The sequence below is a fragment of the Actinoplanes sp. NPDC051513 genome, from assembly GCF_044454685.1.
In the GTDB taxonomy this organism is placed as follows: domain Bacteria; phylum Actinomycetota; class Actinomycetes; order Mycobacteriales; family Micromonosporaceae; genus Actinoplanes.
In genome coordinates this window covers 310,974-333,632 of record NZ_JBITDW010000008.1, presented here as the reverse complement: position 1 = coordinate 333,632, position 22,659 = coordinate 310,974, and the positions used below count along the sequence as shown (strand labels likewise).

The 22,659-nt window shown below is 71.0% G+C and carries 20 protein-coding genes and 1 tRNA gene; 12 read left to right on the top strand and 9 right to left on the bottom strand.

Features of this window, described 5'->3' with window-relative positions:
• The first annotated feature begins 27 nt into the window (after positions 1–27).
• Complete coding sequence (locus ACIA5D_RS26910) at positions 28–294, top strand: hypothetical protein (RefSeq protein ID WP_396032975.1); 267 nt, start codon at positions 28–30, stop codon at positions 292–294.
• Here ACIA5D_RS26910 and ACIA5D_RS26905 read toward each other — a convergent pair.
• The 4 genes from ACIA5D_RS26905 to cbiE all read right to left on the bottom strand — a co-directional run bounded on the left by ACIA5D_RS26905 (position 243) and on the right by cbiE (position 4,496).
• Complete coding sequence (locus tag ACIA5D_RS26905) at positions 243–1,712, bottom strand: alpha/beta hydrolase (RefSeq protein ID WP_396032974.1); 1,470 nt, start codon at positions 1,710–1,712, stop codon at positions 243–245. The two genes, ACIA5D_RS26910 and ACIA5D_RS26905, sit on opposite strands and share 52 nt — an antisense overlap.
• A 116-nt stretch (positions 1,713–1,828) precedes the next feature.
• Positions 1,829–2,560 (bottom strand): cobalt-precorrin-6A reductase, encoded by a 732-nt coding sequence (locus tag ACIA5D_RS26900; RefSeq protein ID WP_396032973.1) that lies wholly within the window; start codon positions 2,558–2,560, stop codon positions 1,829–1,831.
• Positions 2,548–3,291 (bottom strand): precorrin-4 C(11)-methyltransferase, encoded by a 744-nt coding sequence (cobM, locus tag ACIA5D_RS26895; RefSeq protein WP_396032972.1) that lies wholly within the window; start codon positions 3,289–3,291, stop codon positions 2,548–2,550. Before cobM ends, ACIA5D_RS26900 begins: the two co-directional genes overlap by 13 nt.
• On the bottom strand, positions 3,288–4,496 hold the full coding sequence (gene cbiE / locus ACIA5D_RS26890; protein WP_396032971.1) for a precorrin-6y C5,15-methyltransferase (decarboxylating) subunit CbiE: 1,209 nt from the start codon (positions 4,494–4,496) through the stop codon (positions 3,288–3,290). The genes cobM and cbiE overlap by 4 nt, the downstream gene beginning before the upstream one ends.
• 184 nt (positions 4,497–4,680) lie before the next feature.
• Between cbiE and ACIA5D_RS26885 the strand changes: the two genes are divergently transcribed.
• The 3 genes from ACIA5D_RS26885 to ACIA5D_RS26875 are packed head-to-tail and all read left to right on the top strand — an operon-like array spanning position 4,681 to position 7,759.
• A complete protein-coding gene (locus ACIA5D_RS26885; protein WP_396032970.1) occupies positions 4,681–6,474 on the top strand; it encodes a ferric reductase-like transmembrane domain-containing protein in 1,794 nt (597 codons plus the stop codon).
• A 32-nt stretch (positions 6,475–6,506) separates the two neighbouring features.
• Positions 6,507–6,998 carry an FMN-binding protein gene (locus tag ACIA5D_RS26880; protein WP_396032969.1) on the top strand — a complete coding sequence of 164 codons (492 nt, stop codon included), beginning with the start codon at positions 6,507–6,509 and terminating at the stop codon, positions 6,996–6,998.
• Positions 6,999–7,030: 32 nt separating this feature from the next.
• Positions 7,031–7,759, top strand: coding sequence for an FAD:protein FMN transferase (locus ACIA5D_RS26875; protein WP_396033086.1), 729 nt, complete (start codon positions 7,031–7,033; stop codon positions 7,757–7,759).
• Between the two features lie 52 nt (positions 7,760–7,811).
• On the opposite strand, the gene ACIA5D_RS26870 is transcribed toward ACIA5D_RS26875, so the two are convergent.
• The gene (locus ACIA5D_RS26870) at positions 7,812–8,405 is read right to left on the bottom strand and encodes a hypothetical protein (protein ID WP_396032967.1); all 594 of its coding nucleotides are present in this window, start codon (positions 8,403–8,405) and stop codon (positions 7,812–7,814) included.
• Between the two features lie 130 nt (positions 8,406–8,535).
• Here ACIA5D_RS26870 and ACIA5D_RS26865 point away from each other — a divergent pair, with 130 nt between their 5' ends.
• Together ACIA5D_RS26865 and ACIA5D_RS26860 are read left to right on the top strand one after the other, a co-directional pair.
• Positions 8,536–9,309 carry a cyclase family protein gene (locus tag ACIA5D_RS26865; RefSeq protein ID WP_396032966.1) on the top strand — a complete coding sequence of 258 codons (774 nt, stop codon included), beginning with the start codon at positions 8,536–8,538 and terminating at the stop codon, positions 9,307–9,309.
• A complete protein-coding gene (locus ACIA5D_RS26860; protein ID WP_396032965.1) occupies positions 9,306–10,931 on the top strand; it encodes a thiamine pyrophosphate-binding protein in 1,626 nt (541 codons plus the stop codon). The genes ACIA5D_RS26865 and ACIA5D_RS26860 overlap by 4 nt, the downstream gene beginning before the upstream one ends.
• A gap of 35 nt (positions 10,932–10,966) precedes the next feature.
• Here the strand turns inward: ACIA5D_RS26860 and ACIA5D_RS26855 are convergent, their stop codons facing one another.
• On the bottom strand, positions 10,967–12,106 hold the full coding sequence (locus tag ACIA5D_RS26855) for an oxygenase MpaB family protein (RefSeq protein ID WP_396032964.1): 1,140 nt from the start codon (positions 12,104–12,106) through the stop codon (positions 10,967–10,969).
• A 170-nt stretch (positions 12,107–12,276) separates the two neighbouring features.
• Here ACIA5D_RS26855 and ACIA5D_RS26850 point away from each other — a divergent pair, with 170 nt between their 5' ends.
• Positions 12,277–15,027 (top strand): M14 family zinc carboxypeptidase, encoded by a 2,751-nt coding sequence (locus ACIA5D_RS26850; protein ID WP_396032963.1) that lies wholly within the window; start codon positions 12,277–12,279, stop codon positions 15,025–15,027.
• A gap of 286 nt (positions 15,028–15,313) precedes the next feature.
• On the opposite strand, the gene ACIA5D_RS26845 is transcribed toward ACIA5D_RS26850, so the two are convergent.
• A complete protein-coding gene (locus ACIA5D_RS26845; RefSeq protein WP_396032962.1) occupies positions 15,314–16,126 on the bottom strand; it encodes an SDR family NAD(P)-dependent oxidoreductase in 813 nt (270 codons plus the stop codon).
• Positions 16,127–16,244: 118 nt separating this feature from the next.
• On the opposite strand from ACIA5D_RS26845, the gene ACIA5D_RS26840 reads away from it, so the two are divergent.
• On the top strand, positions 16,245–16,901 hold the full coding sequence (locus ACIA5D_RS26840; RefSeq protein ID WP_396032961.1) for a winged helix-turn-helix transcriptional regulator: 657 nt from the start codon (positions 16,245–16,247) through the stop codon (positions 16,899–16,901).
• Between the two features lie 39 nt (positions 16,902–16,940).
• Here the strand turns inward: ACIA5D_RS26840 and ACIA5D_RS26835 are convergent, their stop codons facing one another.
• Complete coding sequence (locus ACIA5D_RS26835; protein ID WP_396032960.1) at positions 16,941–17,876, bottom strand: DUF2332 domain-containing protein; 936 nt, start codon at positions 17,874–17,876, stop codon at positions 16,941–16,943.
• A 74-nt stretch (positions 17,877–17,950) separates the two neighbouring features.
• Here ACIA5D_RS26835 and ppk2 point away from each other — a divergent pair, with 74 nt between their 5' ends.
• From ppk2 to ACIA5D_RS26820, 3 genes are all read left to right on the top strand, one after another.
• Entirely contained in the window at positions 17,951–18,760 is an 810-nt protein-coding gene (gene ppk2, locus ACIA5D_RS26830) for a polyphosphate kinase 2 (protein WP_396032959.1), read from the top strand.
• 418 nt (positions 18,761–19,178) lie between these two features.
• The gene (locus ACIA5D_RS26825) at positions 19,179–20,291 is read left to right on the top strand and encodes a DUF5937 family protein (protein WP_396032958.1); all 1,113 of its coding nucleotides are present in this window, start codon (positions 19,179–19,181) and stop codon (positions 20,289–20,291) included.
• A 46-nt stretch (positions 20,292–20,337) separates the two neighbouring features.
• Entirely contained in the window at positions 20,338–21,006 is a 669-nt protein-coding gene (locus ACIA5D_RS26820) for a vancomycin high temperature exclusion protein (RefSeq protein WP_396032957.1), read from the top strand.
• A 23-nt stretch (positions 21,007–21,029) separates the two neighbouring features.
• Here ACIA5D_RS26820 and eis read toward each other — a convergent pair whose 3' ends face one another.
• Complete coding sequence (eis, locus tag ACIA5D_RS26815; RefSeq protein ID WP_396032956.1) at positions 21,030–22,388, bottom strand: enhanced intracellular survival protein Eis; 1,359 nt, start codon at positions 22,386–22,388, stop codon at positions 21,030–21,032.
• Between the two features lie 182 nt (positions 22,389–22,570).
• On the opposite strand from eis, the gene ACIA5D_RS26810 reads away from it, so the two are divergent.
• Positions 22,571–22,643 (top strand) — tRNA-Gly (locus ACIA5D_RS26810).
• Positions 22,644–22,659: the final 16 nt, after the last annotated feature.

Here is a 22,659-nt window from a genome sequence, read left to right as displayed (position 1 = left end):
CCAGACAGGCCGCCTACGGTCCGCCGCATGACCGAAGACAAGGCCTGGCGCCGTATCGCCGTGCTGGGCGACAGCATCGCCGTCCACCGGGGCGACCCGGTCGACGGCTGTCCGACACGAACCTGGCCCGAGCGCCTGGTGCTGGCCCTGGCCCCGGGCGAGTACCGCAACCTCGGCGTCTCCGGGGCCCGGGCGGCGGAGGTCCGGGCGGCGGAGATCCGGGCGGCGGAGGTCCGGGCTGCTCAATCGGTGCAGACCTGGTCCGGCCCCGGCAGCGCTCGATCGATCAGGTAGCGGTCGATGACCGCCCGGGCGCACGGCGAGACGAGGTACGAGGTGTGGCCGTCGCCGACCCGGGTGAAGACCACGCTGCCGCGGATCTGCCCGGCGACGACGTGCGCCCACTTGTAGGTGGTGTTCGCGTCGTGGGTCGCGTTGACGATCAGCACCGGGGGCACACCGTGCACGTTCAGAGCGCGGGACGGGTTCGACGGCGGCAGTGGCCAGCCGATGCAACGATTGATCAGCCAGCTCTGGCTCCCGCCCTGCAGGTGCGGCGCCAGGTACCGGCCGAGCTGGATGCGACGCTGCATGTCCGCGAAGGTGCGCACCTCGAGCGCGTAGTCCTGGCAGACGACCGCGAGCGAGCCGAAGATGTCCTCGGTCGGGCTCTGCAGCGGCGGCATGGCGAACGCCGACGCGTCGCCGGCCAGCGTGTCGCGGATCGCGGCGCCCAGAGCGACCCAGCCGGAGACCGGGCCGAACACGGTCGGCTCCTTGAACTCCAGGTAGGACGGGGTGCGCATCCGGATGTCCTCGCCGGTGACCGGATGGTCCGCGCCCGCTACCGGGATCGGCGAGGCGTCGGCGCGCGCGACGATCTCGTCATAGGCGCGGGCCACGTCCTGTCCCGCCATCGCACAGGTCGATGTGGTGCGGCACCACTCGGCGAACCGGTTGAACGCGTCCTCGACGGTGGCGATCTCGTCGGCCAGCAGGCCCACGCTCGACGCGCTGTGGTCGAGGGCGCCGTCGAACACCATGGCCCGGACCCGACCCGGGAAGAGCTCCGCGTAGTTGGCGCCGATCTGGGTGCCGTAGGACAGGCCCAGCCAGTTGAACGTCCGCTCGCCCAGTCCGATCCGCACCGCCTCGTGGTCGCGGGCGACGCTGACGGTGTCGACGTGGCCGAGCAGCGGGCCGGTCTGCTCCAGACAGCCCCGGCCGAGAGCCCGGTTGTACCGGACCATCTGCGCGAACTGCGCCTCCGTACGCGGGAACAGGGTGTAGCCGGGCTGCGGGTCCGGGATGCGGCAGGAGATGGGGACGCTGCCCGCGATGCCCCGCGGGTCGATGCCGACGACGTCGAAGCGCGCCACGAGCTCGGGGGAGAAGATCAGGTCGGCGTTGGCGGCGACCCCCGCGCCTTCGCCGCCGGGCCCGCCGGGGTTGACGAACAGCGCGCCGACGCGGCGGGCGGGATCGGTGGCGAGATGGCGGGCGAGCGACAACGTGATCTTTTCGCCCTGCGGGCGGGCCCAGTCCAGCGGCACCCGCACGGTGCCGCATTGGGAGTCCGGCCGGTCCGGGCACGGCTTCCAACTGATCGGGTACGGGTTCTGCCGGGTCTCCGCGGATGCCACGGCCGACGCGCCGGGCGCGGCCACGACGAAGCCGAGCATCAGGACAAGAGCGAACAGACGTGTCTTCACAGCAGTTCTCCCGCCGATCATGATCAGACCTCCCATGTCGCGCCTTATCGGATCCGGCCAGCCTCGTCCGTTCCGGCGGCGGCGGCATCACCCGCCCTGGGTGGTCGGCGGCCCGGCTAGGGCCGGCTCTCGAGCCAGGTCACGGCCTCCTGCACCGTGCCGGCGGTCGCGGTGGCGGGCGGCGGGGCGGGGCGGTCGACCAGCACCACCGGAATCCCCAGCTCGCGGGCGGCCACCAGCTTGGCGTCGGCGCCGCCGCTGTCCTTGCTGACCAGCACGTCGATCCGGTGGTCGCGGATGAGTCGCAGCTCGCCGCCGACGGTGAACGGGCCACGGTAGAGCAGCACGTCGAGCCGTTTCGGCATGGGCGGCGCCGGCGGCTCGACCGAGCGGGCCAGGAACCAGCACTCGTCCACCTCGGCGAATTCCGCGATCCCCTGCCGCCCCGTGGTCAGGAAGACGCGTTCGCCGAGGCGGGGGAGGAGCGCGGCGGCCCGCGCCAGATCGGGGACGCGGCGCCAGTCGTCGCCCGCCTGCTCGACCCATCCGGGCCGCCGGAACTGCAGCAGCGGCACCCGCGCGATGGCGGCGGCCGCGGCGGCGTTGGCGCTGATCCGTTCCGCGAAGGGGTGGGTGGCGTCGACGACGATGTCGACACCTCGTTCCGCCACAAACCAGGCGAGGCCCTCGACGCCGCCGAAGCCGCCGATGCGCACCTCGCCGCGGGGGAGCAGGGGCGATGTCGTCCGACCGGCCAGCGAGCTGATCACCGTGCAGCCGGTGAGCGCGGCCGCCAGCGCGCGGCCCTCGGTGGTGCCGCCGAGGATGAGAACCGTCAGGGGCGGCATCGGGTCGTCGAGTAGAGGTGGCTGTCGGGGAACTGGGCGGCGGTCAGGGCCGGGCCGACGACGATGACCGCGGTGCGGCGGATGCCGGCCTCCTGCACCGTGGCGGCGATGTCGGCGAGGGTGCCGCGCACGATCTCCTCGTCGGCGCGGGACGCGCGGGCCACCACCGCCACCGGGCAGTCGGGGCCGTACGAGGGCAGCAGCTCGGCCACGACCGCCTCGATGCGCTGGACCGCCAGGTGCAGGACCATCGTCGAGCGGCTGGCGGAGAGCGTCGCCAGATCTTCGCCGTCGGGCATGGCGGTGGCCCGCTCGGCGGTGCGGGTCAGGATCACGGTCTGGGCCACGCCGGGGACCGTCAGCTCGCGGGCGAGTGAGGCCGCCGCGGCGGCGAAGGCGGGCACGCCGGGGGTCACGTCGTAGGGGATGCCGGCGGCGTCGAGGCGGCGCATCTGCTCGGCGATCGCGCTGAAGACCGACGGGTCGCCCGAGTGCAGGCGGGCCACGTCCAGGCCGGCGGCGTGCGCGGCGGTCAGCTCGGCGAGGATCTGGTCGAGGTCGAGGCCGGCGGTGTCCACCAGGCGCGCGCCGGGAGGGCAGGCCTCCAGCAGCTCGGCGGGGACCAGGCTGCCGGCGTACAGGCAGACCGGGGAGGACTCGATCAGCCGCCGGCCGCGGACGGTGATGAGGTCGGCGGCGCCGGGGCCGGCGCCGATGAAGTGCACTGTCACGTCGTCACCGACCAGATCGTCACCGGCATCATCGTTCTCCACCCCGTGAAGCCGCCCACCGGCGAGCCCCTGCTCACCGTCAGGCGCGTCAACGAACCGCCCAGCCGGGCGTAGGCGGCGGCGATCAAGGCCTCGGATTCGACGGTCACGGCGTTCGCCACCAGGCGACCGCCTGGGCGCAAAGATGACAAACACGCATCGAGTACGCCCTCAGCGGTCAAACCGCCGCCGATGAACACCGCGTCGGGCGTGGGGAGGCCGGCCAGAACCGAGGGCGCGCGCCCCTCGATCACCTCGAGGCCCGGAACGCCGAGCATGGCGGCATTTGTTCGGATCGTTGCGCAGCGGGCGGGCGAGGACTCCAGCGTGACGGCGCGGCAGGAAGGGTGACTGCGCATCCACTCGATCCCGATGCTGCCCGAGCCCCCGCCCACGTCCCAGAGGAACTCCCCGGGCACCGGCGCGAGCGCCGCCATCGTCACCGCCCGCACCTCACGCTTGGTGAGCTGCCCATCGGTCTCGTACGCCGAATCCGGCAACCCGGGCACGAGGGACAAGCGCGGCCCGTCCCCGCACTCGACGGCGATCACGTTCAGCGGATCGCACACGAGCGACCAATCGGCGGCCGTCGCCGACACCAGCGCCTCGTCGGCACCGCCCAGCTGCGACAACACGGTGATCCGGGCCGACCCGTACCCGGCCGAGGTCAGCACCGACGCCACGGCCGCGGGCGTGGACGCGTCGCGCGAGAGCACCAGCACCCGCCGCCCCGGGTTGAGGTAGCGGCGGACGGCGTCGACCGGGCCCGTGACCAGGCTGACCACGTCGACGGCGGCGAGCGGCCACCCCATCCGGGCGGCGGCCAGGGACGCCGATGAAGGGTGCGGAATCACCCGTATGCGATCAATGCCCGTCAACCGCACCAGGGTGGCGCCGATCCCGTGGAACATCGGATCGCCGCTGGCCAGCACGCAGATCCTCTTGCCCTCATGGGCGGCGAGCAGGCCGGGCAGCGCCGGGAGCAGGGGCGATGGCCAGGGAACCAGCGACGCGGTCACCGACTCGGGCAGCAGTTCCAGCTGTCGCGCGCTGCCGAGCACGACCTGTGCGCCGGCGAGCGTGCTCTGACCCGTACGACCAAGGTCTGACCACCCGCCGGCGCCGATGCCGACCACCGTGACCAGGTCGGGGTTGTCGGCGCGCATGGCGCGACGCTATCGCGAGGCGTGCCGCAGATATTTTCCGGATCCCGTTGAGCGATGTTCACGACCGCTGCGTATCTCCATCAGACGGCTCCCCGAGACCGGGTCGTCACGCCGGCCGCAGGGGGTGGCAGGCGCCGCGGGACGATTGCTGGACGGGTGAAGGACGATGGCGCAAGGACCGCCGATGTTCCAGACCTCTCGTGAACAGCGCTATGCGCAGGGCGAGGAGGACGCGGAGTTCTTCGCCTCGCTTCGCCCGGATAAATCTGACAAGTACCCGAGCGGCGAATTCTCCCAGTACCCGAGCGGGGAGTACTCCCAGTACGAGGAGAAATCGCCGGTCGAGCAGCATGCCCGGTACGAGGAGTCGCGCCACTCCGCCCGGATGCCGGAGCCGATCGACCCGTGGCGGGACGATCACGATGACCGGGCCTCCGACGTGCGCGAGATCCCCGAGATCGACGACCGCCGGTCGCCGACGTGGGACAGCTACATCGACGACGGCCTCGACGGCGAGGACGCCTACCGCCGCAGTGATCTCGACGACGAGGACGCCTTCCGCCGCAGCGACATCCTGATCGAGTCGCAGACCGACCCGACCGGCTGGAAGGCGACCGGCCCGGCGCAGCCGCCCATCCCCGACGACCGCCCGCCCGCCGAGGCGGTCAGCGGAAACCGCCTGCTCACGATCCTGTTGTTCTTCTCGGGCCTGGCCACCAGCGTCTCGCTCTGGCTCTTCGACACGCAGGCCGGGGCGGTCAACGACACCGCCACCGCGATGCTCGCGGCCGGCCGGATCACCGGGCTGATCGGCGGCTACATCCTCTTCATCCAGCTGCTCATGATGAGCCGGGTCTCGTGGCTCGAGGAGTGGGTCGGCGCGCGTGACCTGCTGCGCTGGCACCGCTGGCTGGGCACCACCCTGGTCGTCTCGGTGCTCGCCCACATCGTCTTCATCGCGTACGGCTACGCGCTCACCGCCGACACGGGGGTCGTCGACCAGACCTGGACGATCGTCACCACGTTCCCCGACATGCTCAAGGCGGTCGCGGCGACGGTGATCCTCGTCGTGATCAGCCTGATCTCGATCCGGGCGGCGCGGAACAAGCTTCCGTACGAGCTCTGGTACCTGATCCACCTCACCGGCTATCTGGTGCTCCTGCTCGGGTACGGCCACCAGGTCGCCTCCGGCGCCGACCTGAGCGGCCGGTTCGCTTCGGTCTTCTGGCCGGCGCTGACCGCGCTGGTGATCTCGGCGCTGGTCTGGGGGCGGCTGGTCGAGCCGCTCTGGCTGAACATCCGGCACCGCTTCGAGGTCGCCGAGGTGGTGGCCGAGGGCGCCACCAACACGTTCTCGATCTACATCGACGGGAAGAACCTGGAGAAGCTGCCGGCCCAGGCGGGGCAGTTCATGCGGTGGCGGTTCCTGACCCGCAACGGGTGGTGGCAGTCGCACCCGTTCTCGCTGTCGGCCGCGCCCAACTCGGAGTGGTTGCGGCTGACGGTGACCGCGGTGGGCGGGCACACCCAGCGGCTGGGCCTGATGAAGCCGGGGACGCCGGTGTGGGCGGAGGGGCCGTTCGGCGTGTTCACGGCCCAGCGGCGTACGCGTCGCCGGGCCTTGCTGATCGCGGGTGGCAGCGGCATCGCGCCCATCCGGGCCCTGCTCGAGGACATGCCGCCGGACACGATCGTGATCTACCGGGCTTCGCGGCCCGATGAGCTGGTGTTCCGGGGAGAGCTCGAGGAGCTGGCCGAGCGTCGTGACGCGTGGGTCCGGTACATCGTGGGGTCGCGTAACGATCCCGGGCCGCGGCGTCTCTTCACGCCCAACGGCCTGCTGGGTCTCGTGCCGGATGTCTCGCGTCGTGACGTCTATCTGTGTGGCCCCCCGGGTCTTGTCGAAGCGGCCGTCAGCACTCTGCGGGAGCTCGACGTTCCGGACAGCCAGCTGCACCTGGATCCATTCGAGTTCTAATTTTCGGACATGTCGGGTATTTCGGAGGAGAGATGCGACGCAGTACCGCAGCCGCCGTCGGGACGCTGACCGGCGCCGCCCTCATCGTGGGGGTGCGCCTCAGCGTCCAGCCGCCGGCGCCGCCCGCCGCCGCGCCGCCCCAGGTCAATCTGGTCGACAACCCGTCGCCGAAGCCGACGGGCTCCGCCTCCAAGAAGCCGTCCGGCAAGAAATCCGCCGAGCCGACCAAGGAGGCCAACAAGAGCGGCCTCAAGGACGGCGTCTTCAAGGGCAAGAACACGGCCTACCCGTACGGCGCCATCCAGGTCTCCATCAAGATCGAGGACGGGAAGATCACCGCGGCCGACGCGACCTACCCGGTCACCGGCAACAGCGCGACGATCAACCCGCCCGCGATCGCGGCCCTCAAGCAGTCGACGCTCAAGGTGCAGAGCGCCAAGGTCGACGCGGTCTCCGGCGCGACCTACACCACCCAGGCCTACCAGCAATCGCTGCAATCGGCTTTGGACTCCGCCAAGGCGTAGGGTCACCGTTCGTGCGCCACGTCGAGCAGGTCATGGGTACGGCCGTCAGCATCGAGCTCGCCGATGACCGTCCCGCGGCCCCGCTCGCCGCCCTCATCGGCGAGGTGTGCGACTGGCTCCACGCGGTCGACGCACGGTTCTCCACCTACAAGGCCGACAGCGAGGTCAGCCGGATGCGCCGCGGCGAGGTGACCGCCGCCGACTGCTCCGACGACCTGCGCCACGTCCTGGCCGTCTGCGCCGATCTCTGGCGAGACACCGACGGCTACTTCGACGCGTACGCCGGGGGCCCGCTCGATCCGTCCGGGTATGTGAAGGGCTGGTCGGTCGAGGTGGCGTCGTCGCTGCTGCTCGCGGCCGGTTCCACCAGCCACTACATCAACGCGGGCGGCGACATCCGGATGCGTGGCAACCACCCGGACGGCGGCCCCTGGCGGGTCGGCATCCGGCACCCCTGGGAGGCCGACAAGGTCAGCTGGGTGCTGGCGATGACCGACGGGGCGATCGCCACCTCGGGAACGTACGAGCGCGGCGATCACGTGATCAATCCGCGTACGGGCCAACCGGCCCACGGATTACGGTCGGTGACCGTGGTGGGGCCCGACCTGGCGCTGGCCGACGCGTACGCGACGGCGGCGCTCGCCATGGGCGAGCCCGGCCTGACCTGGCTGGCGAAGCTCGCCACCGACGGGTACGAGTCGGCGGTCGTCACCGACGACGGGCGGGCGTTCAGCTCGGCCGGCCTGCCCGCGGCTGTCTGAGCCCTCCAGGCCGCCAGCCGCTCTTCATGCCCTCCAGGCCGCCAGCCGCTCTTCATGCCCTCCAGGCCGCCAGCCGCTCGGCCGCTTTTCTTCCCAGCGCCACGGTGTCGCCGCGGTCGGCCGAGGAGGACTCCCAGCCCACCACGGCCAGGAACGCGATCGCGTCGCCGACCCGTACCACCGCGCAGAACCTGCTCTGCACCGAGCCGTCGCCGGCCGGATTGCCCTCGTCGTCGGTGGTCGGCCGGGCATGCTCGAGCAGCGCGGACTCGTCGCCGGCGCCGATGTCGCCCCGCAGGAAGTTGGCCACCGGCACGCCGGCGTCGTCGTTCTGCGACGCGCAGCCGGTCACCGCGGCCCGCAGCGCGGTCATGAACGCGCCGGCGCCCGCGTCGCGGTAGACGAGGATGTCCTGGTAGACCTCGGCCTTGGGGGTGGACTCGGGCGGGGCGCCCGCGCTGGTGTAGCGCAGCCGGAACGTGGCGCGCGAGGTGATCCGGTCGGTCTGCTCGTAGGCGGCGCCGCAGAACCGCGGCAGCGGCCGTTCCCCGTCCGGGAGCCGCTCGGGGGTTCCCTTGATCTGACCCGGCATGTCGTCGGCGTTCAGGAAGGCGGTGTCCGGCACGGACGCCACGGAACTGGTCATCGTCGGCCTCCTTCGGTCCTCATGCGACATAGTGCCGTCCGGGCGCACTCCTCGGGGAGAGTTCTGTCGATTTGCCGCTGGTTGGCCTTAGGCTCCTTCTGTCGTGTGGCGACGATCACGTGGAGGGTCGATGAGCGTCCTGTCGGATCTGGTGTCCGGAATCAGCGCCGGAACGATCGAGGTCATCGACCTCACGGCGCCGCTGTCCAGCGAGACCCCGATCCTCAAGCTGCCGCCCCCGTTCGCCGACACGATCACGTTCAGCCTCGAGGAGATCAGCCGCTACGACGACCGCGGGCCGGCCTGGTACTGGAACAACATCCACACCGGCGAGCACACCGGCACCCACCTCGACGCACCCATCCACTGGGTGACCGCGCAGGACGGCGACGACGTCTCCCAGATCCGCCCCCAGCGCCTCGTCGCGCCGGCCGTTGTGATCGATGTGTCCGACCGCGTCGCCGCCGACCCCGATTACCTGCTCACGGTCGATGACGTGCGGAAATGGGAGACCGATCACGGCCCGCTCCCGGCGGGCGGCTGGCTCCTGCTGCGTACGGGCTGGGACGCGCGCTCCAACGACCAGCAGCTGTTCCTGAACGCCGACGAGACCGGCCCGCACACCCCGGGCATCTCGGTCGAGGCCGCCAAGTGGCTGGCCGCCGAGTCCCCCGTGATCGGCGTGGGGGTCGAGACGGTCGGCACCGACGCCGGCGCCGCCCACTCCTTCGACCCGCCGTTCCCCTGCCACTCCTTCGTCCTGGGCGCCGGCAAGTACGGCCTGACCCAGCTGCAGAACCTCCGCCTGCTCCCGCCCACGGGCGCGGTGGTGATCGCCGCCCCGCTCCCGATCATCGGTGGCTCCGGCAGCCCCACCCGCGTCCTCGCGCTAGTCGAGAGATGAACGTAGCCGAGGCCGTCGGCACCACCCTCGCCGAGCTGGGCGCCGACCACGTCTTCGGCGTCGTGGGCAGCGGCAACTTTCACGTGACCAACGCCTTGCTCGCCGCGGGCGCCCGCTTCGTGGCCACCCGCCACGAGTCCGGCGCCGCCACGGCCGCCGATGCCTACGCCCGGGTGAGCGGCCGCCCCGCGATCGTGACCGTCCACCAGGGTTGCGGCCTGACCAACGCGATGACCGGCATCGCCGAGGCCGCGAAGAGCCGCACCCCCATGCTGGTTCTGGCCGCCGAGGCCACCGCCCCCCGCTCCAACTTCCGGGTCGACCAGTCCGCGCTGGCCGAGGCCGTGGGCGCCACGCCGCTGCGGGTCCGTTCGCCCGAAACGGCGGTGGAAGATGCCGCCCGCGCGTGGCACGTGGCCGTGACCGAGCGCCGCACGGTCGTCCTGAACCTGCCTCTGGACGTCCAGGCGGCCCCCGCCGTGCTGGCCGCGCCTCCGGGCGCGCCCGCCGTTGACCGCCCGCCGCCCCCCGATTCCTCCGTGGCGGCCGTGGCCGAGTTGCTGGCGTCGTCCGCCCGCCCGGTCTTCATAGCCGGTCGCGGCGCCGTTGATGCCGGCGCCGAACTGTCGGCCCTCGCGTCGTGCTGTGGCGCCCTGCCGGCCACCTCGGCGGCGGCCAAGGGACTGTTCGCCGGCGACCCGTGGGCCCTCGACGTCTCGGGCGGTTTCGCCACCCCGCTCGCGGCCGCCCTGATCGCCGAGGCCGACGTCGTGGTCGCGTGGGGCTCATCCCTGAACATGTGGACGACTCGCCACGGCGCCCTGGTCTCCCCGTCGGCGCGGGTCGTGCAAGTGGATCTCGACGAGTCCGCCCTGGGCGCCCACCACCGCATCGACGTCGGCGTGGTCGGGGATGTGGCCGCCACCGCCCGAGCCGTCCTGGCCTCTCTCTCCGGCACGACCGTGGGTTATCGACGGCCCGCGGTGCGCTCACGGCTGGCCGCGGAGTCTCGCTGGCGCGACGTCCCCTATGCCGACGACGGCGACGACACCCACATCGACCCGCGGACGCTGACCATCGCCCTCGACGACATCCTTCCCGCCGAGCGGATGGTCGCGGTCGATTCCGGCAACTTCATGGGCTACCCGTCGATGTTCCTCTCCGTACCCGACCAGCGCGGTTTCTGCTTCACCCAGGCCTTCCAGTCGATCGGCCTCGGCCTCGCCAGCGCCCTGGGCGCCGCCCTGGCCTCACCCGACCGTCTCCCCGTCGCGGCCTGCGGCGACGGAGGTTTCCTGATGGCGATAGCCGAGCTGGAAACCATCCGCCGCCTGTCCCTGGGCATGCTGATCGTCGTCTACAACGACAACGCTTACGGCGCCGAGGTCCACCATTTCGGCCCCCACGGCCACCCCCTCGACACCGTCGTCTTCCCCGAGACCGACCTGGCGGCTATTGCCCGCGGCTACGGCTGCGAGGCCGTGACGGTCCGCGACGCGTCAGACCTCGCCCCGGTGACGGCGTGGGCGGCCGGCCCGCGAACCGCCCCCATGGTCATCGACGCGAAGGTGACCGCCATCCGCCCGTCGTGGTGGCTGGAGGAAGCCTTCCGTGGCCACTGACCCGCCGGCCGATCAGGACTTCGGCAGCTTGCCGGTCAATGAGCCCAGCGCGCGAACTGAGCGGCGGCCTGGCGCTCGCCGCGAGCGAGGAGCAGCGACCGGCCACCCGGCAGCCGCCCGATCCCTTGGCTGACAACGAGATTGGCGGCCACCCGGGCGAGCCCGTACCACGGCAGCCGCGGCGGCAGTCCCAGGTCGCGCATCGCGGCGCGGCCGAGCAGCCAGGTGCTCACCGACAGCGCCCGCTCGCGCTCGTAGACGCGCCGCCACCCGTCCGCCACGTCGTCGTTCATGTCGATCAGCGCGCGGGCCAGCGCCACGCTGTTGCCGTCGGGCGGCGGGTCGTAGGCGAGGAAGTGGTACAGCAGGCGGCGCCCCCGGCGCTCGTCGAGCGGGAGCCACTGCTCGTCGACGCCCATCAGCCAGCCCACATAGGACCAGAGGTGCATCACCGCCCGCGCGTCGCCGCGCGTCACGCGTACGCCTAATAGGCGCAAGTGGAGCAGAAAGCTCGTGCTGAACACGCCCAGGGTGCTGGCCTGGTCATATTGATTGATCGGCATGCCGCGGGTGTCCCAGTCCCAGCCGGGATCGGCGGCCAGCCGCTCGTTGACCAGCGCGTGCATGACGCGGACGTGCAGCGAGAGCCGGAACCCTTCACCGTCCGTGTCAAGCCCGCCGGGCGCGGTCACCGCGCGCCACCAGATCGACGTCTCCTTGATGCGGCGCAGCGTCTCGCCGCCGGTGAGCCGCCCGGTGCGCACGAGCGGCTCCAGCGCCGCCGCGGTGCGATAACCCCCGAGAAGGGAACCGTAGGCGAGGACCAGGCCGGCATCCATCCCGTACGCCCGGCAGGCCTGCGCCCCGCGCGCCAGCAGCCGATCGTCCACCCAGGACGGACGCTCCCGGACGGCGTCGAAGAACACCTTCACCGGCTCGGGCACGTCGGCGTCGATCCCTGCGGCGAGCGCCCGGTGCAGGTCTCTGATGGTGAGCGCGGGATCGTCACGCACCGCACGCACGAGCGCGGCCGCGGTCTCGTCGCGTCGCATCAGCCCGTCACGCAGCGCGACCAGTTCGCGCTCGGTCGGCTGGGCGCCCCGCCCGGCGAGCCGCCGCAACGGCGCTGCGGCCCGCTCACCCCAGGCCCGGTCGGCACCGAATCGGGTAGGCATGCCACCCACGATAACCGGCCGGCGGTTCGGGCGATCGATACATACCATTCCGCACTGCGCATTCTCGGCAACCAATAGGTAATTGTCGGGAAACGTTGACCCCCTCAAATTCCAGGCCATAGGCTGATGATCATTTCGAAGTCATTTCCCCAGAAGGGAACGACGACACGATGCGCCTGCCTCACCTGGCCTTTTTCCTGACCGCCGCGCTGATCCCACCGCTGGCCGCGACCCCGGCGATCGCCGGGCCACCCACCACGACGAAATGCAGCAACGACCCCGCCGCCCACCTGAGCTCGGTGCCCAGCCCCGAGACGTTCCTCGGCTTCCCGCTCGGCCTCGGCCAGCAGCGGGTGGTCACCAACGGCGAGATCCGCGATTACCTGGGCGCGGTCGACAAGTCGTCCGATCGCGTGGTCACCGGCACGATGGGCGCCAGCGTGCTCGGTCAGCCATTGAACTACGCCGTGGTGTCCGACAAGCACGTGGACGTCGATGAGATCGCCGACGAGATTCGCGGCCTGCGGGACCCGCGCGAGATGCGTGCCGATCAGGCCCGCCGGATAGCCGCCGGCAAGCCGGCCATCGTCTGGATCGCCGGCAATGTCCACGGCGGCGAGACGAGCGGCGCCGACGCCTCCCTCAAGACGCTGTACGAGCTGGCCGCCGGCCTTTCCTGCGCGGTGAAGCAGCGCAACGACAACCTGATCACGGTGATCCTGCCGACCCAGAACCCGGACGGCCGCGACGCCAACCGGCGGCAGAACGAGTTCGGCTTCGACCTGAACCGGGACTGGTTCGCGCGCACCCAGCCCGAGACCGACAGCAAGCTCGAGCTGCTGCGGCGGTACCCGCCGCAGGTCTTCATCGACGCGCATGAGATGGGCGGCCAGCGGTACTTCTTCCCGCCGAACGCCGACCCGATCCACCACGAGATCGCCGACGCCCCGGTCGACTGGATCAACCGGATCGGCGAGGCCAACAAGGCCGCCTTCGGCTACAACGGCGCATGCACCGCCACCGTCACCACCGAGTGCTACTTCAACTACGACGTCTACGACCTGTTCTACATGGGCTACGGCGACACGGTGCCGGCCACCGGGTTCGGCGCGGCCGGCATGACGTACGAGAAGGGCAGCGCCTCCGCGGTCCAGGACCGCGTCCAGCAGCAGTTCAACACCCAGTGGGCCACCCTCGGATGGGCGGCCGCCAACAAGCGCGAGGTGCTGAACAGCTACTACAAGATGTGGACGGACGCGCTCGCCGAGGGCCGGGCCGGCGCGCTCGAGCCCAACGAGGTCGTCCAGCCGACCAACACCGTCCAGTTCCCGGTGCCCGACATCAAGATCAGGTCGTACTTCCTGATGCCCGGCCGCCAGCTCGGCGACGTTCGCCGGCTCGTCGAACGGTTGCGGCGGATGGACGTCGAGGTTTACGAGATCAAAAAGCCTCTCACCGTACGGAACGCGCGCGTCTTCGGCGGCCGTAGCGGCACTGACGTCAGCGTGCCGGCCGGCGCGTACTGGATCCCGATGGACCAGCCGCAGAAACACTGGATCCAGGCCACCCTCGGCGAGGACCCGTACGTCCCGTTCCCGTACTTCTATGACGTGTCCTCGTGGAGCAACCCGCTGCTGATGGGCATCGACACCCTCTACACCGGCGACGTCGTGAAGCCCAAGGCCGAGCTGGTCAAGCGGATCGAGGGCGGCCGGACGGGAACCGCGCCGCGGCACGGCTCTTACACGTACGCGCTGGATTCTGCTTCTGCCGCCCAGCTGACCTTCCAGTTGCTCGGCCAGGGCGTCGCGGCCGTCCGCGACGCCAACCAGGTCGTGCTCCCGGCCGCCGGTGTCACCTCGGCCGTCGATCGGCTCGCCCGATCACTGGGCGTCAGCCTGACCCCGCGCCATCGGCCCGCGGCCGGCGACGCGATCGCTCTGCCCGACGTCGGCCTGTTCCGGGGCACCGGCATCTCCACCACCTCCGGCTCCTACGGCGAGGCCCGGTACGTGCTGGGCCGGCGCTGGGGCCTGAACCTCCAGCCGGTCACCACCGCCGACATCAACGACAACACGGCGGCGTTCACGGGCCGTACCGTGCTGCTGGTGCCGGACGGCAGCAACGCGACCGGCGGCCTCACCGCGGCCGGCCAGGCCAACCTGCGGAACTGGATCGCGCAGGGACACACCTACATCGGCCTGCGCAACGAGGGCACGCGGCTGGCCCGGGCGGCCGGGCTGACCTCCACCACCGAGAAGCCCAAACCGGCCGATTACCTGGTGATCGGCTCGCATCTGCGGGTGGACGTGGACACCAGCAGCCCCGTCGCGTCGGGCCGCCCGGCCGAGGACTTCGAGTTCAACAACGGCGACCCGATCCTCAACCCGGGCACCACCGGCACGAACGTCATCACCTACCCGAGCGACGACACGTTCTGGCACAACGGCTACACCGTCCACGAGGACGCCCTGAAGGGGACGTCGGTCGTGGTGGACGAGCCGACCGGGGCCGGGCGGGCGGTGCTGTTCGCGTACAACCCGCTGTTCCGGGCGTACAACGAGAGCGGCCTGCAGCTGGTGGCCAACGCGCTGCTCTACCCGGCGGCGGCCGCGCCGCCGACGCTGCGGACGTCGGGGGTCGACCCGGCGCGGGCGGCCGCGGCGGCCGAGCCGGCGCCGGTCAACCTCGGCGGCGAGTGGCGACCGAGCCGCCTCCAGGTGGCGGTCGGTGACCTGGCTCGGACGCAGAGCCTGGTCAGCCGGTACACCGACACCGCGACGGTCGCGGTCGTGGGCGATTCGGCGTACCTGACCATCCCGAACCCGGATGGCTTGATGTTCGACGAGCACCCGTTCCTTCGCGACCTGGTGGGCGACCTGCGAGCGGCCTCGATTCCGCTGCGGTCCGTCGTCGGCTGAGTTTCGGTGGTGCCGGCCGGACTGGCCGGCACCGCCTCAGCCTTGCCGCTGGACTCGACGTTGACGACCTCCCAGCCGCGGCTCTCGAGCCACTCGACCGCGGTGAAGACCGCGTCGACCCGGCGCGCGACGAGATCCTCGAGGTTCGTCAGGAATCCTCGGGCGTCCCGTTCCTGCAGCTCATTGACCGTCATCCCCGCTGCGTTCCTGTCCGCATCTAACCCGGATGCTCTGCCGGGAGAGCAATCGCCGTGGTCCCGGACCGGGCGGGCCGGGCGGGCCGGGCTCAGTCGACGAGCGCGCCGCCCGACAGGTTGACGATCGTTGCGGTCATGGCCCCCGCCCGGTCCGAAGCCAGGAACGCGGCCGTCTCCGCTATCTCCGCGAGCGTGGGCAGTCTCTTCAGGAGCGTTCCCTGCGCCAGCCCGCCGCCGTCGAGCAGTTCCTCGACCGATTGCCCGGCCGTCGCCGCGATCTGCCGGAAGAGGTCCTTCGTGTAGGAACCCGCGGCCGGCGCGTCGACGGCGGCGTGGGGGCGGATGCCGATCACCCGGATGTTGCGGGGCGCCAGTTCCGCGGCCAGAACCCGCGTGAAGGCCTCCTTGCCGGCCGCGCTCACGCTGTGCCCGAGGATGCCGCCCACCGCCAGCTTGGCGCCCGGCTCGGACAGGGTCAGGATGACGCCGGGACGCTCGCCGCCCATGTGCCGCGCCACCGCCTTGCTGGTGATGAACAGCGTCCGCAGAAAGCCGTCGATCGGCCGCATGAACTCCGCCAGCGAGAGGTCCGCCAGCCAAGTTCCCTGGTCGTGCATGACGCTCACGGCGTTGAGGGCGATGTCGATGCGGCCGGCCGTCGCCGCGATCGCGTCGGCGTGCTTCTCGACCGCCAGTTGATCGAGAACGTCGACCTCCGCGGTCTCGACTTTTCCACCCGCGGCGGCGATGTCGCGCGCCACCGCGTCGAGCTTCGCCCGCGTCCGCCCGGCGATGAAGACCCGCGCCCCTTCCCGGGCGAAAACCCGTGCGACAGCGCCACCGATGGCGCCCCCGCCGCCGTAGATCACAGCGTTCTTGTCCTCCAGCAGCAATGCACTCATCTGGTGTCCCCTCCGCGCGCCGTGTGACCAGGTGTCACGACAACGCAACCACATCTAGTTGTTGAAAACAATCAGTAGTCGTGGTGGTTTAGGATCGGATGGGACGAGGGGAGTGGCCATGCCGACCAGCCGCAGCTATCGGGACTCGTGCGGGATTGCCCGGGCCCTCGACGTCGTCGGGGAGCGATGGGCCCTGCTGGTCGTCCGTGAGCTTCTCCTGACGCCGCAGCGCTTCTCCGAGCTGCGGCATGCGCTGCCCCACGTCAGCTCGAACCTGCTCGCCGACCGGCTCCGGGAGCTCGAGCACAACGGGGTGATCCGCCGTGGACAGGCGCCGGCCGAGGGCACGCGGGTCTACGAACTGACCGAGCGGGGCCGGAAGCTGGAACCGATCCTGCGGGCGCTGGGCGACTGGGGAATCGACGCACCGCAACCCCCGCCGCCGGCCGCGCTCAGCGCCACCTCCGTGCTGATCTTCCTGCAGGGCGCCGCTCGCCCCGACCCCGCGGCGCCCGCCACAAGCTGCCGTCTCGAGCTCGACGGCCGGGTCTGGACGGTCCGCATGGCGTCCGGACGGGTTCAGGTGCAGCCCGGCGAACCGGCGACGGCGGACGTCTCGCTCCGTGCGGAGCCCACGACGTTCAGCGCCCTGCTGTCCGATCCCGCCACGCTCCCCGCCGCATTGGCCGATGGCAACGTCTCCGTCGTGGGAGATCGGTCGGTCATCGACCGGCTGCTGCACGCGGTCACCGACCCGTGGCCCGATCTGAACTGAACCGGGCCCGCGACCGCCGCATCGTCCTCCGCGACGCGATCAGGCGAACCAGCTCATGGCCTGGCCGTGCGGACGGCACCAGGCCAGCGGGCGGCCGTCCAGGGCGAGCACGTTGTGCAGTGTCTCGTCCGGCGGGTCGGGCAGGCTTTCGTACTCGAGGACGGCCGGATTCTCCACCGAGATCCAGTGACCCGGCAGGTCCCGTACGAGACGAATGAATGCCTCGCGACGCTCGACCGGCACCTGATAGAGCACCGAAGTATGGAAAACGACGAGCGTGGCGCCCGTGGGCGCCCGCTCGGCCAGGGCCGGCAGATCGTCGACCAGATCACCCTTGATCAGCAGCGGGGGATTCTGCTTCGCCGTTTCCGCGGCCGCGCGCAGGCGCTCGCGGCGGTGGGCGTGCTCGGGCCAGATCAGCGACTCCAGCCAGCGGACGTCGGCCGGGTTCGTGATGTCGCGCGGATTGAGGTCGAGGCCGGCGCGCCACACGACCTCGGGCAACGTGGTCGGCGGCTGGTGGCCGGTCAGCGCGCAGTCGAGGACGGGCTCGCCGGCGCCCAGGCGGTGGTCGCCGTAGCGGTAGGAGTAGCGGTCGGGGAAGAGGTTGAGGCCGGCCGAGGCGCCGATCTCCAGGAGCGCGACGGGCTGTTTCAGCGCGGCCAGGATCGGCAGCAGCAGGGCGCAGCGGCCGACCTCGTTGGTCTGGGTGGCGCGGGTGAGCATCTCGGCCTCGACCGCGGGCCAGTGCGCGGTCGTGAAATCGCGGAAGGCGCCGGGGTCGGTGACCGGGCCGTCCAGGAAACGCACGGCGGCGAACAGGAGATTCGGCTGTCGCTTGGCGGGTGGCAGGGTGTCGAGGCGGGCGATCAGGTCACGGTCGCGAGAGACGGCAACGGCGAGTTTTTCGTACGCGTCGGAGACGGCGTGGGCCTCCCGGGCGGCGAACTCGGCGTAGATCATCGCGGTCGACATGCGGTCAGGATATTGAGCGGGAACCATCCGCCCGGGGTGACAACCCGCACGTTCTGAGGTGCGACCGTGTCCGGATGACGAAACTTTCCGAGCCGTTGCCACGCATGAAGAACAAGGAGTACCTGCACGAGCTGCGCCGGCTGCACGGGGAGCTCGTCGCCATGCAGGAGTGGGTCAAGAAGACCGGCGCCAAGGTATGCATCGTCTTCGAGGGCCGGGACACGGCCGGCAAGGGCGGGACGATCAAGGCGATCACCGAGCGGGTGAGCCCGCGGACATTCCGGGTGATCGCGCTCTCGGCGCCGACCGAGCGCGAGAAGTCGCAGATGTACCTGCAGCGGTACGTGCCGCACCTGCCCGGCGCCGGGGACGTCGTGATCTTCGACCGGAGCTGGTACAACCGGGCCGGGGTCGAGCGGGTGCTGGGGTTCTGCACCCCCGAGATGTCCGACCAGTTCCTCGCGTTGGTGCCCGAGGTCGAGCGGGCGATCGTCGACAGCGGGGTGATCCTGCTCAAGTACTGGCTGGAGGTCAGCGCCGACGAGCAGACGCGGCGGCTGGAGGGCCGGATCAACGACCCGCGCAAGGTGTGGAAGCTGTCGAACCTGGATCTCGAGTCGTACAGCCGCTGGTACGACTACTCCCGGGCGCGGGACGAGATGTTCCGGGCCACGGACACGGCGTGGGCCCCGTGGTACGTGACGAACACCGACGACAAGAAGCGCGGGCGGCTGAATGTGATCACGCATCTGCTCTCGCAGGTGCCGTACAAGCCGCTGAAGCACCACGACGTGACCCTCCCGAAGCGCCAGAAAGCGGACGGGTACCGGGAACCGGCCTTGCAGGTTCGGCAGATACCTATCCCGTACGGAACCGGGGTGTGACGTTTTTGATCCTTGGCGCCCTTTTGATCCTTGGCGCGCTGTGATTTGCGAGGCCCCGTTTGCTTTCGGACATCGGGGCCTTCCGGGTCGGAAATGGGACGGGACGGCCTCGCAACTATTCAGCGTGGGATTAAACGTCTTGAGCTCGGCCCCGAGCTGCGGCGATGGTCTTTGGGTCGAGCCGGCCACCGGGCGAGCCGTCCGCCGTGGCGGTGGGAAACACGGGGGATCGTCCCAGCGGGGGCGCGCGCGGCGGCGGCTCGACGGGCGCGGCCGCTGTGCCGACTGCTCGGCTTCGCCGGCGGCCGCGCCCGCCTGGACAATGTTTGTGCAGCTATAGCCTGCTTTGCGTGAGTGGGTGGTCGCGTCCGGCCCGGATAAACTTGCTTGCCACAGTGCAAGGGAGCCGGAGGCCGACGTGTTGCGCGTCCACTTCACGCCGGAGGACATCGGCCGTGTCCGCATGGCCGGCGAACCCGACCCCATGTGGGAAACCGTGTTCACGATGTTCCGGCTGACGCGCCCCGGCCAGACCCCGATCTTCGGCCCGTGGCGCGAGCAGGTGATCCGCGCGACCCGCCGTGCCGACCTGGACATCCTGTTGCCGCTGGTCCGCGGCCCGTACTACCCCGACTTCCTCACGCCTGCCGAGGGGCAACTGGGTCTGCCGTACGCGATTGAGGCGCTGCTTTCCACGCCCACCGCTCGCCTGCGTCAGGACATGCTGGAGCTCGCGCGCCTGGGCGAGCCGACCCCCGCCTGGATGCGGCGCCTGGCCGAGGGCGACCGGCCCGTCCTGGAACGGGTGGCGGGCGCGATGCGCTCCCACCACGAGGTGGCGGTGGCGCCGTACTGGTCGGAGGCGCAGGCCCACGTGGAGGCGGACCGGTCCCGCCGCGCCCGTGCGCTGCTCGACCACGGCGTGGACGGCTTGCTGAACAGCTTCCGGCCGATGATGCGCTGGAGCTCTCCGGTGCTGGAGGTGGACACCCCCTTCGAGCAGTCCATCGAGCTGGACGGCCGGGGCCTGATCCTGGTCCCGTCGTACTTCTCGTGGGGCGCCCCCGACGTGCTGCGCGATCCGACGCTGCCGCCGGTGCTGGTGTATCCGGTGGAGCGCGATCCGGCGGCCTTCTGGGCGGCCGGGCCCGCCGCGAACGGCGGATCGGTGGCCGCGTTGATCGGCCAAACCCGTACGTCGGTGCTGGAGTCGATCGGCGACGGAAGCACCACATCAGAGCTGGCCCGTCGTGTCGGGGTGAGCGCCGCGTCGGTCAGCCAGCACACCGCGGTCCTACGGGAGGCCGGGCTGATCCACACCAGCCGGGTCGGCAAGGCGGTGCTCCACACGATCACTCCGCTGGGCGCGGCCCTGCTGGGCGACCGTCCCGTCAGCCCGCCCGGGCTCAGCGCACCCGGGCTCAGCGCACCCGGGCTCAGCGCACCCGGGCTCAGCGCGCCCGGGCTCAGCGCACCCGGGCTCAGCGCACCCGGGCTCAGCCCGCCGGGGCCTCGGCGCCCCTCCGGCTGAGCGCGCTCTCCGATTGCTGGCGCGGGCTGGCTAGGCTCGCGGGATCATGAGGCTCGTCCGGCACCGCCGCCGCTTACTCCTGCTGTTCGCCGCCATCGTCGTCGCCGCCTTGTTCGTGGTCAGCACCCCCTGGGCTTGGACGGTCATCTCCGCGCACGGCCATGTGCACGACGAGGCCGACGCCCCCACCGCCGACGTGGCGATCGTCCTCGGCACCGAGGTGACCCTCGACGGGACGCCCTCCCCGCGCCTGGCCGGCCGCCTGGAGACCGCCGCCGAGCTGGTGAAGTCAGGCCGGGCCCGCGTGGTCCTGGTCTCCGGCGACAGCCACGGCGGATCCGGCGACGAACCCGCGGCCATGGCCGCCTACCTGACCAAGCTCGGCGTCGACGCCCAGCGCATCGTCACCGATCCGTACGGCCTCGACACGTACGACACCTGCATCCGCGCCCGTGACGTCTACGGCGTCACCCGCGCCCTGGTGGTCACGCAGTCGTACCACGTCGACCGCGCCGTGACCCTGTGCCGCCACCTCGGCATCGACGCCGACGGCGTGATCGCCCGCTGTCACTGCCCCACCAGACTGCTGGTCGAGAAGTCCGTCCGCGACTACTTCGCCAGCGGTAAAGCCGCATGGGACGCCGCCCGCAACCGGCCACCCGCGATCTCGTCCCCCAAAGACACCTCCCTTCAGCAGGCCCTCCAGGGCGCCTGAATCTTCAGAAGCCCCGCCTCCTTTCAGAAATCCGCCACCAGGTAGGGCATCTCGCGCGGGAACATCGCCGCCAGCGTCGGGACCGCCTCGGGCGGGATCTCGCCCAGGCCCCGCGTGACCACCTCGACCGGGTCGAGCACCCCGTACAGCAGCGCGCTGAAGCCACCCACGCTGAGCGTCGCCGCCGGCGTCGTGCCCTTCATGAGCGTCGTGCCGTCCGTGGGCGTCGTGCCGTCCGTGGGCGTCGTGCCCTCCGTGAGTGTCGTGCCGTTCGTGGGCGTCGTGCCGTTCGTGGGCGTCGTGCCGTTCGTGGGCGTCGTGCCGTTCGTGGGCGTCGTGCCGTTCGTGGGCGTCGTGCCGTTCGTGGGCGTCGTGCCCTTCGTGACGGCGAGGGCGCCGTCGACGGATTCCAGCCGCCAGACCCCGCCGATCAGCTCGTCGTCGGGGATCTCGACGGTGATCGCGCCCGGCCCGACCGCGGCGCCGTTGAGCGCCTCCATGTCGAGAACCCGGACCATCGGCCCTCCGTGACTCGGCCGGTCGACCTTGCCCTCGGTGACCACCTGGATGTCGGTGCCCCAGAGCTCGGGCACCTCGTCGGTGCTGATCTTCACGACGACGCGGGACACCTGGTCGACGTGGCGAGCGAAGAACTGCAACAGCAGCGCCCGCCCGATCGAGTTCGCGCAGAGCAGGTGGTCGGCGATCAGATCGCCTCCGTAGCTCTTGATCCGGTAGCGCACCGCCCCCACCACCTCGCCGCCGGATCGCGCCACCGCCACCCAGTACTTGTCGTCGCGGAACTCGGCGGCCCGCAGCTCGTCGAAGACCGCGAACCCATGCCGGCGCGTGAGCAGATGCCGCTGAAGCCCATCCCACTCGTCGAAGGCCTCGCTCATCGGCAGCCACGTCACCTCGCCCGGCAGCTCCGCGCGCAACAGATGATCGAGCCCTTCGGGCGCGAACGCCGCCGTGCGATACCGCGGAATTCCCACGAAACCGAACCTCGCGTAGAAGCCCGCCCGGAACGGATAGAGGACGCTCACCGCGCAGCCCTCGTCACGCATCTGCCGCAGCAGCCGCCGCATGAGCTCGCGCACCAGCCCACGCCGCCGTGCCGAGGGATGCGAGGACACCGAGGCCACCCCCGCCATGTCGTGAAGCCGCCCTCGCACGTTCTGCCGCATGCGGAAGGCCGCCACTGCCGCGAGCGCCTGCCCGTCCTCCTCGGCAACGAGGCTCACCGCGGACTCGAAGAACTTCATGCGCTGGGCGTTGATCTCCTCGTCTTCGGCCGGCCACGGTGAGGGCATGAACGCGTACGCCTGGAGGGGGAACATCGTCGCCGTGCGCTCCGCCGCGCTGATCTGCCGGAAGTTCATGGCCTCATCCAACACCGGCGGCGTCTTCGCCCGCTCGGGAGTTTTGCCGCCTGTGGATAACCGCGAAGTCCCAGCTCCCGTCCTTCCCGCGACGCGCCGGGCCACCCCGGTTTGGCAAGGCCAGGCGGAACAGGCTAAGGTTTCATCCGTCGCCAGGGAGTGCAAGCCCCCTGGGAAGACAAGCGGACGTAGCGCAGCTGGTAGCGCATCACCTTGCCAAGGTGAGGGTCGCGGGTTCGAATCCCGTCGTCCGCTCGGAGAGGCCTTCACA

Bases quoted from the DNA above. Each gene is read 5' to 3' on its own strand.
- ACIA5D_RS26910 (WP_396032975.1), top strand. From the start codon at position 28: ATGACCGAAGACAAGGCCTGGCGCCGTATCGCCGTGCTGGGCGACAGC.
- ACIA5D_RS26900 (WP_396032973.1), bottom strand. From the start codon at position 2,560: ATGCCGCCCCTGACGGTTCTCATCCTCGGCGGCACCACCGAGGGCCGC.
- cbiE (WP_396032971.1), bottom strand. From the start codon at position 4,496: ATGCGCGCCGACAACCCCGACCTGGTCACGGTGGTCGGCATCGGCGCC.
- ACIA5D_RS26885 (WP_396032970.1), top strand. From the start codon at position 4,681: ATGTTCCAGACCTCTCGTGAACAGCGCTATGCGCAGGGCGAGGAGGAC.
- ACIA5D_RS26880 (WP_396032969.1), top strand. From the start codon at position 6,507: ATGCGACGCAGTACCGCAGCCGCCGTCGGGACGCTGACCGGCGCCGCC.
- ACIA5D_RS26875 (WP_396033086.1), top strand. From the start codon at position 7,031: ATGGGTACGGCCGTCAGCATCGAGCTCGCCGATGACCGTCCCGCGGCC.
- ACIA5D_RS26870 (WP_396032967.1), bottom strand. From the start codon at position 8,405: ATGACCAGTTCCGTGGCGTCCGTGCCGGACACCGCCTTCCTGAACGCC.
- ACIA5D_RS26865 (WP_396032966.1), top strand. From the start codon at position 8,536: ATGAGCGTCCTGTCGGATCTGGTGTCCGGAATCAGCGCCGGAACGATC.
- ACIA5D_RS26860 (WP_396032965.1), top strand. From the start codon at position 9,306: ATGAACGTAGCCGAGGCCGTCGGCACCACCCTCGCCGAGCTGGGCGCC.
- ACIA5D_RS26855 (WP_396032964.1), bottom strand. From the start codon at position 12,106: ATGCCTACCCGATTCGGTGCCGACCGGGCCTGGGGTGAGCGGGCCGCA.
- ACIA5D_RS26850 (WP_396032963.1), top strand. From the start codon at position 12,277: ATGCGCCTGCCTCACCTGGCCTTTTTCCTGACCGCCGCGCTGATCCCA.
- ACIA5D_RS26845 (WP_396032962.1), bottom strand. From the start codon at position 16,126: ATGAGTGCATTGCTGCTGGAGGACAAGAACGCTGTGATCTACGGCGGC.
- ACIA5D_RS26840 (WP_396032961.1), top strand. From the start codon at position 16,245: ATGCCGACCAGCCGCAGCTATCGGGACTCGTGCGGGATTGCCCGGGCC.
- ACIA5D_RS26835 (WP_396032960.1), bottom strand. From the start codon at position 17,876: ATGTCGACCGCGATGATCTACGCCGAGTTCGCCGCCCGGGAGGCCCAC.
- ppk2 (WP_396032959.1), top strand. From the start codon at position 17,951: ATGACGAAACTTTCCGAGCCGTTGCCACGCATGAAGAACAAGGAGTAC.
- ACIA5D_RS26820 (WP_396032957.1), top strand. From the start codon at position 20,338: ATGAGGCTCGTCCGGCACCGCCGCCGCTTACTCCTGCTGTTCGCCGCC.
- eis (WP_396032956.1), bottom strand. From the start codon at position 22,388: ATGAACTTCCGGCAGATCAGCGCGGCGGAGCGCACGGCGACGATGTTC.